This window comes from Nocardiopsis algeriensis, assembly GCF_014203695.1.
Classification (GTDB): domain Bacteria; phylum Actinomycetota; class Actinomycetes; order Streptosporangiales; family Streptosporangiaceae; genus Nocardiopsis; species Nocardiopsis algeriensis.
Window position 1 is genome coordinate 159,667 of the sequence record NZ_JACHJO010000010.1, and the last position, 13,919, is coordinate 173,585.

The 13,919-nt window shown below is 73.2% G+C and carries 13 protein-coding genes; 6 read left to right on the forward strand and 7 right to left on the reverse strand.

The features are described from left to right. Positions 1–10 precede the first annotated feature (10 nt). Positions 11–478 carry a nitroreductase family deazaflavin-dependent oxidoreductase gene (locus FHS13_RS17080; protein ID WP_184292927.1) on the forward strand — a complete coding sequence of 156 codons (468 nt, stop codon included), beginning with the start codon at positions 11–13 and terminating at the stop codon, positions 476–478. A gap of 60 nt (positions 479–538) precedes the next feature. Here the strand turns inward: FHS13_RS17080 and FHS13_RS17085 are convergent, their stop codons facing one another. From FHS13_RS17085 to ruvC, 6 genes are all read right to left on the reverse strand, one after another. Next, on the reverse strand, positions 539–2,710 hold the full coding sequence (locus tag FHS13_RS17085) for a RelA/SpoT family protein (RefSeq protein ID WP_184293010.1): 2,172 nt from the start codon (positions 2,708–2,710) through the stop codon (positions 539–541). Positions 2,711–3,273: 563 nt separating this feature from the next. Beyond that, entirely contained in the window at positions 3,274–3,828 is a 555-nt protein-coding gene (locus FHS13_RS17090; RefSeq protein WP_184292928.1) for an adenine phosphoribosyltransferase, read from the reverse strand. A 166-nt stretch (positions 3,829–3,994) separates the two neighbouring features. Further along, positions 3,995–4,369, reverse strand: a complete 375-nt coding sequence (gene yajC, locus FHS13_RS17095; protein ID WP_343065068.1) for a preprotein translocase subunit YajC — start codon at positions 4,367–4,369, stop codon at positions 3,995–3,997. 245 nt (positions 4,370–4,614) lie between these two features. Then, entirely contained in the window at positions 4,615–5,694 is a 1,080-nt protein-coding gene (gene ruvB / locus FHS13_RS17100) for a Holliday junction branch migration DNA helicase RuvB (protein ID WP_184292929.1), read from the reverse strand. Between the two features lie 15 nt (positions 5,695–5,709). After that, positions 5,710–6,330, reverse strand: a complete 621-nt coding sequence (gene ruvA, locus FHS13_RS17105; RefSeq protein ID WP_184292930.1) for a Holliday junction branch migration protein RuvA — start codon at positions 6,328–6,330, stop codon at positions 5,710–5,712. Between the two features lie 46 nt (positions 6,331–6,376). Next, positions 6,377–6,925, reverse strand: coding sequence for a crossover junction endodeoxyribonuclease RuvC (gene ruvC / locus FHS13_RS17110; protein ID WP_184292931.1), 549 nt, complete (start codon positions 6,923–6,925; stop codon positions 6,377–6,379). 145 nt (positions 6,926–7,070) lie between these two features. Between ruvC and FHS13_RS17115 the strand changes: the two genes are divergently transcribed. The 4 genes from FHS13_RS17115 to FHS13_RS17130 are packed head-to-tail and all read left to right on the forward strand — an operon-like array spanning position 7,071 to position 11,354. After that, the gene (locus FHS13_RS17115; protein ID WP_184292932.1) at positions 7,071–7,889 is read left to right on the forward strand and encodes an NUDIX hydrolase; all 819 of its coding nucleotides are present in this window, start codon (positions 7,071–7,073) and stop codon (positions 7,887–7,889) included. A gap of 17 nt (positions 7,890–7,906) precedes the next feature. Continuing rightward, a complete protein-coding gene (locus tag FHS13_RS17120) occupies positions 7,907–9,016 on the forward strand; it encodes a J domain-containing protein (RefSeq protein WP_343065064.1) in 1,110 nt (369 codons plus the stop codon). Positions 9,017–9,060: 44 nt separating this feature from the next. Further along, positions 9,061–10,047 carry a hypothetical protein gene (locus FHS13_RS17125; protein WP_184292934.1) on the forward strand — a complete coding sequence of 329 codons (987 nt, stop codon included), beginning with the start codon at positions 9,061–9,063 and terminating at the stop codon, positions 10,045–10,047. After that, complete coding sequence (locus FHS13_RS17130; protein ID WP_184292935.1) at positions 10,044–11,354, forward strand: adenylosuccinate synthetase; 1,311 nt, start codon at positions 10,044–10,046, stop codon at positions 11,352–11,354. The genes FHS13_RS17125 and FHS13_RS17130 overlap by 4 nt, the downstream gene beginning before the upstream one ends. Before the next feature lie 29 nt (positions 11,355–11,383). Here the strand turns inward: FHS13_RS17130 and FHS13_RS17135 are convergent, their stop codons facing one another. Beyond that, on the reverse strand, positions 11,384–12,487 hold the full coding sequence (locus FHS13_RS17135; protein WP_184292936.1) for an NADAR family protein: 1,104 nt from the start codon (positions 12,485–12,487) through the stop codon (positions 11,384–11,386). Positions 12,488–12,649: 162 nt separating this feature from the next. Here FHS13_RS17135 and FHS13_RS17140 point away from each other — a divergent pair, with 162 nt between their 5' ends. Next, positions 12,650–13,909 carry an NAD(P)/FAD-dependent oxidoreductase gene (locus FHS13_RS17140; RefSeq protein WP_184292937.1) on the forward strand — a complete coding sequence of 420 codons (1,260 nt, stop codon included), beginning with the start codon at positions 12,650–12,652 and terminating at the stop codon, positions 13,907–13,909. Positions 13,910–13,919 lie beyond the last annotated feature (10 nt).

Sequence of the window (13,919 nt, forward strand, 5' to 3'; positions counted from 1 at the left end):
GAGTAGCCAGATGGTGGACGAACCGACCAAGCGGTTCGAGATGACGCGGCTGCGGCGGGTGGCCAACGCCGTGATCGGCGGCTTCGTCAAGTACGGCGTGTGCCCGTCCGAGGTGCACCTGCTCACGACGCGCGGGCGCAAGTCGGGCTTCCTGCGCACCACTCCCGTCAGCGTGCTGGACAGCGACCGCGGCCGCTTCCTGGTCTCCCCCTACGGGGAGGTCGGCTGGGTGCGCAACATCCGCGCGGACGGCTTCGCCACCCTGCGCCAGGGCGGCTGGATCGAACTGGTCAGTGTGCGCGAGCTGGCACCCGAGGAGGCCGGCCCGGTCCTGCGGGAGTACGTCGCCTTTCCGCGGACCGCCGTGGTCGCGCCCTACTTCGAGGCACCGCCCGAGGCACCGGAGGAGGCCTTCACGGCCGAGGCCGACCGCCACCCGGTGTTCGAGATCGTGCGCTCGACCACCGTCCGCATCTGACCGGCGCCGCGGCCCCGGTCCCCGCGCGGGGGCCGGGGCCGCGGCGCGGCGGGACCCGGGTCAGTTGCGGACCCGGTAGACGTCGTAGACGCCGTCGACGTTGCGGACGGCGCGCAGGACGCTGCCCAGGTGGGCGGGGTCGGCCATCTCGAAGGTGAAGCGGCTCTGCGCGACGCGGTCGCGGCTGGTCTGAACGGTGGCCGACAGGATGTTGACGTGCTGGTCCGACAGCACCCGGGTGATGTCCGACAGCAGCCGGGAGCGGTCCAGGGCCTCGATCTGCAGCGCCACGAGGAACAAGGAGTCCTCCGTGGGCGACCATTCCACCCGGATCTTGCGGTCGTCGTCGAGAGTCGCGGCGTTGACGCAGTCGGCCCGGTGCACCGACACCCCGTGGCCCCGGGTCACGAAACCGACGATGTCGTCGCCGGGGACGGGGGTGCAGCACTTGGACAGGCGCGCCCACACGTCGGCGTCGCCCTCCACGGACACACCGGGGTTGCCCGGCTGGCGGCTGCGGGTCTGGGTCGGCAGCGCGGACTCGGCGATGTCCTCGGTGTGGCTCTCCAGCCCGCCCATCGACTCGACGAGCTTGCTCACCACGCTCTGCGCGCTGATCTGGCGCTCGCCGACGGCCGCGTAGAGGGCGTCGAGGTCGGGATAGCGCAGGTCGCCGGCCAGGCCGATGAGGGCCTCTCCGCTGAACAGGCGCTTGACCGGCAGCTCCTGCTTGCGCATGACCTTGGCGATCTCGTCCTTGCCCAGCTCGATCGCGGCCTCGCGGCGCTCCTTGGTGAACCAGTGCCGGATCTTGTTGCGGGCGCGGGCGCTCTTGACGAAACCCAGCCAGTCGCGGCTGGGCCCGGCGTCGGGGTCCTTGGAGGTGATGATCTCGACGGTCTCGCCGTTGTGCAGCTCGCTCTCCAGCGGCACCAGGCGCGCGTTGACGCGGGCGCCGACAGTCCGGTGTCCGACCTCGGTGTGCACGGCGTAGGCGAAGTCGACCGCGGTGGCGCCCTGGGGCAGGGAGATGACGTCACCCCGGGGGGTGAAGACGAACACCTCCTGCACCGACAGGTCGAAGCGCAGCGACTCCAGGAACTCGCCCGGGTCCTTGGTCTCCTGCTGCCAGTCGATGAGCTGGCGCAGCCAGGCCATGTCGGAGGTGCCCTTGGGCTTCTCGGCGCCCTTGCTGTTGCGGTCCTCCTTGTACTTCCAGTGCGCGGCGATGCCGTACTCGGCGCGCCGGTGCATGGCCCGGGTGCGGATCTGCAGCTCGACCGGGTTGCCCGAGGGACCGATGACCGTCGTGTGCAGCGACTGGTACATGTTGAACTTGGGCATCGCGATGTAGTCCTTGAACCGCCCCGGCACCGGGTTCCACCGGGCGTGGATACTGCCCAGGGCCGCGTAGCAGTCGCGGACGCTGTCCACCAGGACCCGCACGGCGATGAGGTCGTAGATCTCCTCGAAGCCGCAGTTGCGGGCGATCATCTTCTGGTAGATCGAGTAGTAGTGCTTGGGCCGGCCCTTGACCGTCGCCTTGATCTTGGCCTCGCGCAGGTCGTCGGAGACCGCCTCGACGACCTCCTGGAGGTAGACGTCGCGGCGGGGCGCGCGCTCGGACACCAGGCGGGCGATCTCGTCGAAGCGCTTGGGGTAGAGGGTGGCGAAGGCCAGGTCCTCCAGCTCCCACTTGATGGTGTTCATGCCCAGGCGGTGTGCGAGGGGGGCGTAGATCTCCAGGGTCTCGCGGGCCTTCTTCTCTCGTTTGGCCTTGGCGGGCAGGTAGCGCAGGGTGCGCATGTTGTGCAGGCGGTCGCACAGCTTGATGACCAGGACGCGGATGTCGCGGGCCATGGCCACGACCATCTTGCGGACCGTCTCTGCCTGGGTGGCCTCGCCGTACTTGACCTTGTCGAGCTTGGTGACACCGTCGACCAGTTCGGCGATCTCGTCGCCGAAGTCGGCGCGCAGCTCGTCCAGGGAGTACTCGGTGTCCTCGACGGTGTCGTGGAGGAGGGCGGCGGCGAGGGTGGCCTCCTGCATGCCCAGCTCGGCGAGGATGGTGGCCACCGCCAGGGGGTGGGTGATGTAGGGGTCGCCGCTCTTGCGCTTCTGGTGGCGATGGTGGTGGGCGGCCACCTCGTAGGCGCGCTCGATGAGCCGTACGTCCACCTTCGGATGGGTGGCGCGCACGGTCTTGATCAGTGGTTCGAGCACCGGGTTCATCGTCACTCCCCGCTGGGCGCCGAGTCGGGCGAGCCTCCTGCGTACTCGCACGGTGGAGGGCGTGGTGGAGAGGGCGTCCGCACGCGTCGCACCCGTCCCGGAGACGTCGGAGGGCGCCGCCAGGACAGCGGCGCCCTCCTCGTTCCCGGTCCGGGCGGCGGGCGTGCCGGGCCGGCCGCCCTCGTGCGCGGCCGGTGTCTCGGCACGGGAGGCCTCGGAGGCGTCCCGGTGTGTCACGCGCGTCGCCCCGGTCGAGACCACTTCGCCTGGCATGCCTACCTCCCGCGGTTCCTCCCGGCCGGCGCGGGCGTCGTCAGCGCCGCCCGTCCGCACCGGTACACGTGCGTCTGTCAGGGCCGGTCCTCGATGTGGCCGCCGCGGTCCCCCGTCCCGAATTCTTCCCCCTCGCCCCGGGAACAGTCAGGTGTCCGCGCCGTGCCCCGGACCGCGGAAGCGCCTGTGACGTAAGTCACATGCACGTCACGCCTTGTACGGGATCACTTCAACGGCGAGGCGCCCCCGCGCATTCCTGGGAACGGCGGCGGTGCGGATCGGCAAGGGACTCAGACCGAGAGGAGAGCGTGCAGCTCCACGTCGGACAGCTTCTCCCGCCCCGGGAGCGCGGAGAGCTCCATCAGGACGGAGAATCCAACGACCGTACCACCCGCTCTGCGCACCAGGTCCACCGCCGCCCTGCCGGTGCCGCCGGTGGCCAGCACGTCGTCGAGCACGAGTACGCGGCTGCCGGGTGTGATCGCGTCCGCATGGATCTCCAGGACCGCGGTCCCGTACTCCAGATCATAGGCCTGGCCGAGGGTGTCCGCGGGCAGTTTCCCGGCCTTGCGTGCCGGGACGAAGCCGGCGTCCAGCGCCAGGGCGGCCGGCGCCCCGAAGATGAACCCCCGGGCCTCCAGGCCGACGACGTGGTCCACTCCCCCGGCCCGGAAGGGGTCGACGAGTCCGGCCACGGCCGCTGCGAAGGCCTGCGGGTGGTTGAGCAGCGGCGTGATGTCCTTGAACAGGACACCCGGCCGGGGAAAGTCGGGGACGTCGCGGATGTGGGCCTGGATCAGCTCCAGGGCCGCGGCGCCGTCCGCGATCGTGGTGTCGTGGGCCATGTGTGGATCGGACCTTCTGATGTCATGGCGGTACCGGCCCCGCCGGGGCCGGTACCGAAACCTGTGGTGGGACGCCGTTCCCGCCCCGGAGAGGCGCTGCGGTCGCGGCCGTCCTCCGAAGGCGGCGGCCGGAGGCCGCGGACCGCCCCTGGGAAATCCGGCCGGGTCAGTCCTTGCCGGGCTTGTCGTCGTCGCCGAAGTCGGGCCGGTCCTCGACCGGGGTGTCGTCGGCCTGCGGGGTGAGGACGTCGCCCACACCGGCCTTGAGCATGCGGATGCGGGTGCCCGGAGAGATCTCCAGGACGATGTCCGTGTCCTGCACCTCGATCACGGTGGCGTAGATCCCGGCCTTGGTCATGACCTCGACCCCGGGGACCAGGGCGTTCTGCATCTGCGCCTCCTGCTGGCGGCGCTTCTGGGCCGGGCGCCAGAAGAGGAGCCAGAACACGAGAAGCATCAGCAGGAACGGGAACAGCATGCCGAAGATCCCGCCGCCGGCGGCGGGGTCGGCCTCGGCGGCGAAGTGGTAAAGGCCCTGCACGGGGGCGTCCTTCCTGACGACGTGGTCGGTGGCCGACCGCCCGGACGGGGCAGCGGCCACGCTCTTGGTACCGGGTGCCGACCTGCTCGGAGCGGTACCCGCAGGTACAACGCAGCGGGGGCCCAACTCGTTCCGCCGGTGCCCGATAACACTCCTGGGACTGCTGACCGGTTCGTGCCAGACTACGTGGCGGCGGTCACCGATTCCCCACCGCCCGGGATCGGAGTGTTAACGGTTCGGCCCCCTCACGGAGAGGCCGGCGCGCCTCCCCCGGCCGCCGCTGCCGCACCGAAGGCCGCGTCCGGCGGAGGTGTGAGGCCCATGTGCTGCCAGGCCATCGGCGTGGCGACCCGGCCGCGCGGGGTGCGGGCCAGGAAGCCCGACCGGACCAGGAAGGGTTCGGCGACGACCTCGACCGTCTCGGCCTCCTCCCCCACCGACACCGCCAGGGTGGACAGGCCCACGGGGCCGCCCCGGAAGCGGTGGAGGAGGACGTCGAGGATGGCCCGGTCCAGGCGGTCCAGGCCGAGCGCGTCGACCTCGTACAGGTCCAGCGCGGCCCGCGCGTTCTCCAGGTCCATGGCACCGCCCCCGCGCACCTCCGCGTAGTCGCGGACCCGGCGCAGCAGCCGGTTGGCGATGCGGGGCGTGCCGCGCGAGCGGCCGGCGATCTCGCGGGCGGCGTCGTCGTCCAGGGGTGCGCCGAGCAGGCCCGCCGAGCGGTGCAGGATCCGCTCCAGCTCCTCGGGGGTGTAGAAGTCCATGTGCGCAGTGAAGCCGAAGCGGTCGCGCAGGGGCGCGGGCAGCATGCCCGCCCGGGTCGTGGCCCCCACCAGTGTGAACGGCGCGATGTCCAGGGGGATGGCGGTGGCACCGGGCCCCTTGCCGACGACGACGTCGACGCGGAAATCCTCCATGGCGACGTAGAGCATCTCCTCCGCGGGGCGGGCCATCCGGTGGATCTCGTCGAGGAAGAGGACCTCTCCCTCCTGGAGGGTGGAGAGCACGGCGGCCAGGTCTCCGGAGCGCTCGATGGCCGGACCGGAGGTGATGCGCAGAGGCGCACCGAGCTCGGCGGCGATGATCATGGCCAGAGTGGTCTTGCCCAGACCGGGCCCGCCGGACATGAGGATGTGATCGGGGGCGCGGCCGCGGCGGCGCGCGCTGTCGAGCACGAGGGAGAGCTGTTCGCGCACCCGCTCCTGGCCGACGAACTCGTCGAGGGCGCGCGGGCGCAGCGCCCCCTCGATCTGGTGCTCGTCGATCCCGGCCTCGGGCGAGACGGCCTCGCGCCGGTGGTGGGGCCCGTCGTCGGGGTCGTACACGGTCCTCCTCCTTTCCTAGGCGCGGCTGAGCCTGCGCAGGGCGCTGCGCAGGAGGACGGCGACGTCGGTGGTCTCCTCGGCCTCATCGGCGACGGCGGCGGCCGCCGCCTCGGCGTCCTTGGCCGACCAGCCCAGGTTGACCAGGCCGGAGACGACCTGGGTGCGCCAGGCCCCGACCGGTCCGGCCGCCGCGGCGGAGCCGCCCGCGGGCGGGAGGGTGCCGTCGGTGAGCACGGGGGCGTCGAGCTTGCCGCGCAGTTCGAGGACGATCCGCTGGGCGCCCTTCTTGCCGATGCCGGGGACCCGGGTCAGGGCCGCGGTGTCCTCGGTGGCGACGGCCTGGCGCAGGGCGGCGGGGCTGTGCACGGAGAGCATGGCCAGGGCGAGGCGGGGTCCGACCCCGGAGGCCGTCTGGAGCTGCTCGAACAGGTGCTTCTCGTCGTCGTCGGCGAACCCGAAGAGGGTGAGGGACTCCTCGCGCACGACGAGGCTGGTGGAGAGGGTGCCGGTCTCGCCCACGTGCAGGCGCGAGAGCGCGCTGGGGGTGCACTGCACGGACATGCCGACCCCGCCCACGTCGAGGACGGCGCTGCCCGCGCCGCGGGCGGCCACCCGGCCGGTGAGGAACGCGATCATCTTGTACGGGCACCGGCGGTGCCCTTCTCCTTCCTGGGGGCGGAGGTCACCGGCCGCGGGCGCGCCGGGCCAGTTCCACCTTGCGGGCGAAGTCCTGCTGGGCCTGGGCGACGCGGGCCTGGGCCCCGCCGCGCCAGATGTGGCAGATGGCCAGGGCGACGGCGTCGGCCGCGTCGGCGGGCCGGGGAGGGCTGTCCAGTCCGAGGATACGCGCCACCATGGTGCCCACCTGCGCCTTGTCGGCGCGCCCGCTGCCGGTGATGGCGGCCTTGGCCTCGCTGGGGGTGTGCAGGGCGACGGGCAGGCCGCGGCGGGCGGCGCAGACCAGGGCGATCCCGCTGGCCTGGGCGGTGCCCATGACGGTGCTGAGGTTGTGCTGGGCGAAGACGCGCTCGACCGCGACGGCGTCGGGGCGGACCCGGTCGATCCACTCCTCGATGCCCCGCTCGATGCCCAGGAGCCGCTGGGGCAGGTCGGCGTCGGGGCTGGTGCGCAGGGCGTCGGCCCCCACGAGGGAGAGCGGCCTCCCGATCGACCCGTCGACCGCGGCGATGCCGCAGCGGGTGAGTCCCGGGTCGATCCCCAGCACGCGCAACGCTCCACACCCCATCGCTCTCGAACGCCAGTTCGCACCATGCTAGTGGAACCGGGCCGCGAAAAGGCGGTGGACGCGAGGGCGAACCCGCGCTAAGTTGCACTCATTCAGAGAAACACTCAGCTTGAGAAAAACGGAGGCGGACATGGCGACCGAGGACGGCGGAGCGGCGGGCGGGGACGAGGGCAGCTTCCTCGCCGGCTACGACCCGCACGCCTTCGCACCCGTGGCGGTCACCGTCGACGTCGCCGCGCTCACGATCCGACCCGGGACCGCCGGACGGGGCAGGGAGCCGCACGTGCTGCTCGTCCGCCGCGGCGAGCACCCCCAGCGCGGCCGGTGGGCCCTGCCCGGAGGGTTCGTCCGGGCGGAGGACACCCCGCAGGGGCCCGCCGACGACGACCTCCCCGACGCCGCCCTGCGCGTCCTGTCGGAGAAGACCCTGCTGCCCGGCCCCCTCCATCTGGAGCAGCTGGCCACCTACGGCGCACGCGGACGCGACCCGCGCATGCGCGTGGTCTCGGTGGCCTACCTGCTCATGGCTCCCGACCTGCCCGAACCGCACCGCGGACGCGGCATCGAGGAGGCCGCCTGGGTCCCCTTGCGCGAACTCGGCCACGGCATCGGCGGACGGTCCCGGCACGCACTGGCCTTCGACCACGACCGCGTGCTCGCCGACGCCGTCGAGCGCGCCCGCTCCAAGCTGGAGTACACCTCCCTGGCGACGGCCTTCCTCCCGCCGGTGTTCACCATCACCGAGCTGCGCGGGGTGTACGAGTCCGTCTGGGGCCGGGAGCTGCACGCCGCCAACTTCCACCGCAAGATCCTCGCGACCCCCGGCTTCGTCGAGGACACCGGCGAGCTCGCCGAGCGCGGCGGCACGGGCGGCGGACGCCGCCCCCGCCTCTACCGGGCGGGCGGCGCCGCCACCCTCCACCCTCCCCTGCTGCGCAGTACGCAGTGAACCGGAAGGAGGTCCCCGTGACCGCCCCCGTCCACGGCCGCGAGGACGCCCTGCGCGCGCTGTCCGCGGCCACCGCCCCCACCGACCTGTTCGGCCCCCTCCCCGCGGACGGCCGGACCGTCCCCCCGGAGGCGACCGCCCGCTACCGCAGGCTCGCCCTGCTGCTGCACCCCGACACCGCGCGAGGGGACGGCCGGGGCGCGGAGGCCTTCCTCCGCCTGGCGGAGCTGTGGGCGCGGTACCGCGCCGCCGCCACCGGGAGGGCGGGCGTCGCCGAGCAGACCCTCGTCACCCGGGAGCGCACCTACCGCACGAGCGGGGAGCCGCCCCTCTCCGGGCACGTCGCCGACCTCCACCCCGCGCACCACGAGAGGAACGGCGTCCGGCACGAGGTCCTGCTCAAGGTGCCCCGCTCCCCCCGGGACAACGACCTCATGGAGGCCGAGGCCGCCTCCCTGCGCCGGATCCGCGAGCACGGGCCCGAACGCGCCCGCGCCTTCTTCCCCGAACTGGTGGAGAGCTTCCGCCACCGCGACCCCGGGACCGGGACCGAGCGGCGGGTCAACGTCCTGGACCGGTTGGAGGGCTTCCGCGGCCTCGACGAGGTACGCCGCGCCTTTCCCGGCGGCATCGACCCGCGCGACGCCGCCTGGATGTGGCGCCGCCTGCTGGTCGCGCTGGGCGCCGCGGCGGCGGCCGGGGTCGTGCACGGCGCGGTCGTGCCCGAGCACGTGCTCATCCACCCCGAGAAGCACGGACTGGTCCTCGTCGGCTGGTGCTGCTCGGTGGCCGCGGGCGCACCGGGGAGCACCCCGCACATCCCCGCGACGGTGCCCGGCCGGGAGGAGTTCTACCCGCCCGAGGTGGCCGCGCGCCGCCCCGCCCGCCCCGAGACCGACATCTTCATGGCGACCCGGTGCATCGAGCACGTCACCGCCGGCCGCCTGCCCCGCGCACTGCGCGCCTTCGCCCGCGGCTGCACCCTGCCCGCACCCGAACGGCGCCCCTCCGACGGATTCGCCGTGCTCGGCGAACTCGACGAGGCCCTGGAGCGGCTCTACGGCCCGCGCCGGTTCCGCCCCTTCCACATGCCCTCCCCCGTCCGACCCCCGAAACCCCGCACCTGAGAGGACGTCTCCGAGAAGACGTCCCCGGCGAAGAAGGAGAAACCATGGGAAGCAGCCACTGGTCCACCGACGCCTACCGCGCCCGCCGCGCCTACAACGCCTCGGCCGGACGCAGCGACTTCGGCTACACCGACGACGTCCTGTCGGGCGTCCCCCGCTCGTCCTGGAAGGCCCACCCCACCCTCGACCCCCGGGGGGTGGCCTTCCGCGAGAGCCGCGACTCCGACGCGCACCCCGAGTCGCTGGCGGTCTCCGTCCTGTTCGACGTCACCGGCTCGATGGGTCGCGTTCCGCGCACCCTCCAGCGCAAGCTGCCCGACCTGTTCGGCCTGCTCCTGCGCAAGGGCTACGTCGAGCACCCCCAGATCCTGTTCGGCGCCGTCGGCGACGCCACCTGCGACCGCGTCCCCCTCCAGGTGGGGCAGTTCGAGTCCGGCAACGAGCTGGAGGACGACCTGGGCAACATCGTGCTCGAGGGCGGAGGAGGCGGCCAGAACACCGAGTCCTACGAGCTGGCCATGTACTTCATGGCCCGGCACACCTCCATGGACTGCCTGGAGAAGCGCGGCCGCCGCGGCTACCTGTTCCTCATCGGCGACGAGAGGGCCTACGGCGCCGTCAAGGCCCGGGAGGTGCGCTCGGTGATCGGCGACGACCTCACCGAGGACATCCCCTTCCCGGTGATCCTCGCCGAGCTGCGGAGCAGGTTCGAGGTGTACTTCGTCATGCCGAGCGGCAGCGCCCACTACCTCAGCGACGAGATCCGCGGCTTCTGGGACACCCACCTGGGCCAGAACGTCATCCACCTGGAGGACCTGGACGCGGTGTCGGAGACCATCGCGGTCACCATCGGGATGGCCGAGGAGGCCGTGGACCTGGACCGGGGGCTGGCCGACCTGGCCGACGCCGGCTCGGAGGCGGGCGACGTCGTCGGCAGGGCGCTTCGGCCCCTGGCCGAGGCGCGCGGGTCGGTGGTGCGCTCGGGCCGGCTGCCCGGTACGCCCGGCGGCGCGGGGGTCGAGCGGCTGTGAGCACCGCTGCCGAACGACGGGCCGACCAGCACGTCGTCGTCACCGACCTGGGTTTCGGCGACGCCGGCAAGGGCGTGACGGTCGACCTGCTGTGCGCACGACGGCGCTACGGTGCCGTCGTGCGCGCCAACGGGGGCGCCCAGGCCGCGCACAACGTGGTGACCCCCGACGGCCGCCACCACACCTTCGCCCAGTTCGGCGCGGGTACCCTGGCCCCGGGCGGGCCGGTGCCCACCCATCTGTCGCGGTTCGCGGTGGTGGATCCGTTCGCCCTGGCCGCCGAGGCCGTCCACCTGGCCTCGCTCGGCGTCGCCGACCCCTTCTCCCTGGTGACGGTGGACCGGCGGGCCCTGATCGCCACCCCGTGGCACCAGGCCGCCAACCGGGCGCGGGAGCGGGCCCGGGGCCGCGGACGCCACGGCTCGTGCGGCATGGGCGTGGGCGAGGCGGTCGCCTACTCGCTGGCCCGGCCGGAGGACGCGCCCACGGTCGGCGACTGCGCCGACCCCGCCGTGCTGCGCCGCAAGCTGCGCCGTCTGGCCGACCACCTCGACGCGGTGCGCCGCACGCTCGGCGACGCGGGGGACGAGGAGGACCCCGACCCGCAGGAGTGCCTGGAGGCCTATCTGGCGTTCGCCCGGCGGGTGCGGCTGGTGGACGAGGAGTACCTGCCCCGGCTGCTCGCCCGCGACCCCGTGGTGTTCGAAGGGGCGCAGGGCGTACTGCTGGACGAGTGGCACGGCTTCCACCCGTACACCACGTGGTCCACCACGACCACCGCCAACCCGCTGGCGCTGCTGGCCGAGGCGGGGCGGCCGGGCGACGCCCGCCGGATCGGGGTGCTGCGCACCTACACCACCCGGCACGGCGCGGGCCCGTTCGTGAGCGAGGACCCGGAGCTGGCGCCGCTGCTCACCGAGCGGCACAACGGGACGCACCCGTGGCAGGGCGCCTTCCGGGTGGGCCACCTGGACCTGGTGGCCCACCGGTACGCGCTGGAGGCCACCGGCGGGGTGGACGCACTGGTGGTGACGCACGCCGACGCCCCCGCGCGGGCACACGGGCGGCTGCGGTGGTGCACGGCCTACACCGGCGCCGACGGCACCCCGCTCGCCCTCTCCCCCGGCACCTCCCCCGACCTGGACCGCCAGGCCCGGCTCACCGCCGCCCTGGAAGGGGCCCGGCCGGTGCTGTCCGCGGCCCCCGACGATCCCGCGTCCGCGCTCGCCGGCGCGTTGGGCCTCCCCCTGGAGGCGGTGTTCTCGGGACCGACCCGCGCCGACGCCCGGATCCCCGCCGCTCCGTGAGGCCGCGGTGCCGCCGGCGTCCGGGGAGGTCACCGATCCGGGCGGGCCGCCCGCAGTTCGGCGCGGACCAGCTCCAGGAGCCGGCCCAGCCAGTTGCGTCCGCCCCCGCCCCAGAACGGGGAGTCGCCCTCGTTGTAGAGCAGCGTGGCGTTCCCTGTGGCCAGCAGCACCTCGGCCAGTTCCGGGTGCTGGTCGAACTTGGCCCTGAGCAGGCGGGTCATCACGGCGAGCCGGACGTCGGCCCAGTCCCCGCGCCGCGGGGACTCCCGGCCCAGCCGCTGCGCCTGGTACCCGTTCGGGGCCAGCCGGATCTGCTCGCGCCGCCGCTCGTCGTCGGTGGCCAGCGCCCAGTAGGCGTGCCACACGGTGCGGTGGACCGCGCCGTCGACCTCGATCGGCGCCGGGCACTCGTTGCGCAGCACCAGGACACCGGCATCGTCGGGCCATACGTCGGGGAAGAAACGCTGCTCCAGCGTGATCGCGGCGGCACGCCGCTCACGGGGTTCGTCGACCCCGTCCCGGCGCCGGATCTCCGCCGCTCCCCTCTTCCGCTCGGCGAAGTACTCCAGCGCCCCCTCGTAGTACTCCTCCGTGATCACCCGGCCCCCCAGCGGGTCGGTGCCGCCGGGGCCGTGGACCAGCGCCCGCAGAGGGCCGTCCTTGAGGTCCATGTCCCCCAGCACGTAGCGCCGCTGTGTCGGGGGGATCTCCAGATAGGCCTTGCGGAGCGCGGCCCGGTTCGGTTCGGTCGGATCGGCGAGAAAGGCGTCCAGGGCCTCCAGGCAGCGCCCGGAGGAGTCGGGGCGCCCGTTGAGCTCCTCGACCGTGTCCCGGACCTCGGCCAGCAGGGACTCGGCGTCGATGTAGGAGTCCGGCTCGGAGAACCGCCAGGCGACGATCCCGTGGAGGGAGCCCTCCGCGCCCTCCTCGAACTCGGTGGCCACCCAACCGCTCTCCAGCTTGGCCGCGAACTCCTCCAGGGTCATCAGTCCCCAGCAGTCCACCAGCCCGTCGGCGTACACCACCAGGTCCGTGAGGAAGTAGGTGCCCATGTTGCAAATGAACACGTTCCGCACGCTTCCGGGGATGCGCTCGCCGTCGGAGGTGCGGTAGGTCGGTCTGAGCAGCGTCATCGGGACAGGGTAGCGATGCCTTCCCGAGCCCCGTCCGCCCAGCTTGTATGCGCGACACAGAAACGCTCGGATCGATTGTGGCGTGTCGACAAGACCCCCGGCGCGGGAAGGAAGCATGGTGGTGGGCGGACCGGCGTACACAGACTAGGGAGACCAGGGGCGATGGCGAATACGGGACGTGCGGGCGAGGTCCGGCACGTACTGGTCGTGGGCGCGGGTGTGGTCGGACTGTCGACGGCCTGGTTCCTCCAGGAGCACGGTGTCCGCGTCACCGTGGTCGACCGCGACGAGCCGGCCGCCGGAGCCTCCTGGGGCAACGCCGGATGGGTCTCCCCCGGCCTGGCCATCCCCCTCAACGAACCCGGGGTGCTGCGCTACGGCATGCGCGCCCTGCTGGACCCCAACGCGCCGCTGTCGGTACCGGCCACCGCGTCGCCGGGGCTGTGGATGTTCCTGCTGCGCTTCGCCGCGCACTGCCGCTGGGACGCCTGGGAGCGCGCCGTGCGCGCCAACCTGCCGCTGAACACCGACTCCCTGGACGCCTTCGACGCCTTGTACAAGGGCGGGGTGGAGACCACGGCCACGTCCAGTCCCATCACCGCCCTCTTCCGCTCCCCGCGCGCGGCCGTGGGCCTGCTGCGCGAGTTGGAGCGGATCAGCGCCTCGGGCCTGACCATCGAGCACGCCGCCCTCAGCGGCGAGGACGCACGTGCCTTCCTGCCCCACGCCTCCACCGGTGTGGAGGCCGCGGTCCGCCTGGACGGACAGCGCTACGTGGACCCCGGCACGCTGGTGCGCAACCTGGCCGAGGCGGTGCGCGAGCGCGGCGGCGAGATCCGCTCCGGCTTCGAGGTCACCGACATCCACCGGGCCGACAACGCGGTCGTCACCACCTCCTCCGCCGACGAGCCGCTGTGCTCGGACGCGGTCGTGGTGGCCACCGGCTCCTGGTTCGACGGCCTGGTCGCCGGGCACGGGGTGCGCGCCGGCGTACGCGCCGGCCGCGGCTACTCCTTCACCGTCCCCACCGAGGAGCCGGTGACCGGCCCCGTCTACCTGCCCGAGGTCCGCGTGGCCTGCACCCCCTACCAGGGGGCGCTGCGGGTGGCGGGGACCATGGAGTTCCGCGGTCCCGACGACGAGATCGTCCCCCGGCGGGTGGAGGCCATCGAACGCTCGGCCCGCCCCTACCTGTCGGGGGTGCGCTGGGAGGAGCGCACCGACACCTGGGTGGGGCCCCGTCCGGTCACCGCGGACGGCATCCCCCTGGTGGGGGCCACCCGCACCCCCGGCGTCTACGTCGCCGGAGGCCACGGGATGTGGGGGCTCACCCACGGCCCCGCCACCGGAAGCCTGCTCGCCGAGCACATCGTCACGGGTGTGCGCCCGCGTGCCCTGGAGGCCCTCGACCCTCTGCGCTGACATCCTTGTT

Coding starts and splice junctions, on each gene's coding strand:
- FHS13_RS17080 (WP_184292927.1), top strand. CDS start 11: ATGGTGGACGAACCGACCAAGCGGTTCGAGATGACGCGGCTGCGGCGG.
- FHS13_RS17085 (WP_184293010.1), bottom strand. CDS start 2,710: ATGAACCCGGTGCTCGAACCACTGATCAAGACCGTGCGCGCCACCCAT.
- FHS13_RS17090 (WP_184292928.1), bottom strand. CDS start 3,828: ATGGCCCACGACACCACGATCGCGGACGGCGCCGCGGCCCTGGAGCTG.
- ruvA (WP_184292930.1), bottom strand. CDS start 6,330: ATGATCGCGTTCCTCACCGGCCGGGTGGCCGCCCGCGGCGCGGGCAGC.
- FHS13_RS17115 (WP_184292932.1), top strand. CDS start 7,071: ATGGCGACCGAGGACGGCGGAGCGGCGGGCGGGGACGAGGGCAGCTTC.
- FHS13_RS17125 (WP_184292934.1), top strand. CDS start 9,061: ATGGGAAGCAGCCACTGGTCCACCGACGCCTACCGCGCCCGCCGCGCC.
- FHS13_RS17135 (WP_184292936.1), bottom strand. CDS start 12,487: ATGACGCTGCTCAGACCGACCTACCGCACCTCCGACGGCGAGCGCATC.
- FHS13_RS17140 (WP_184292937.1), top strand. CDS start 12,650: ATGGCGAATACGGGACGTGCGGGCGAGGTCCGGCACGTACTGGTCGTG.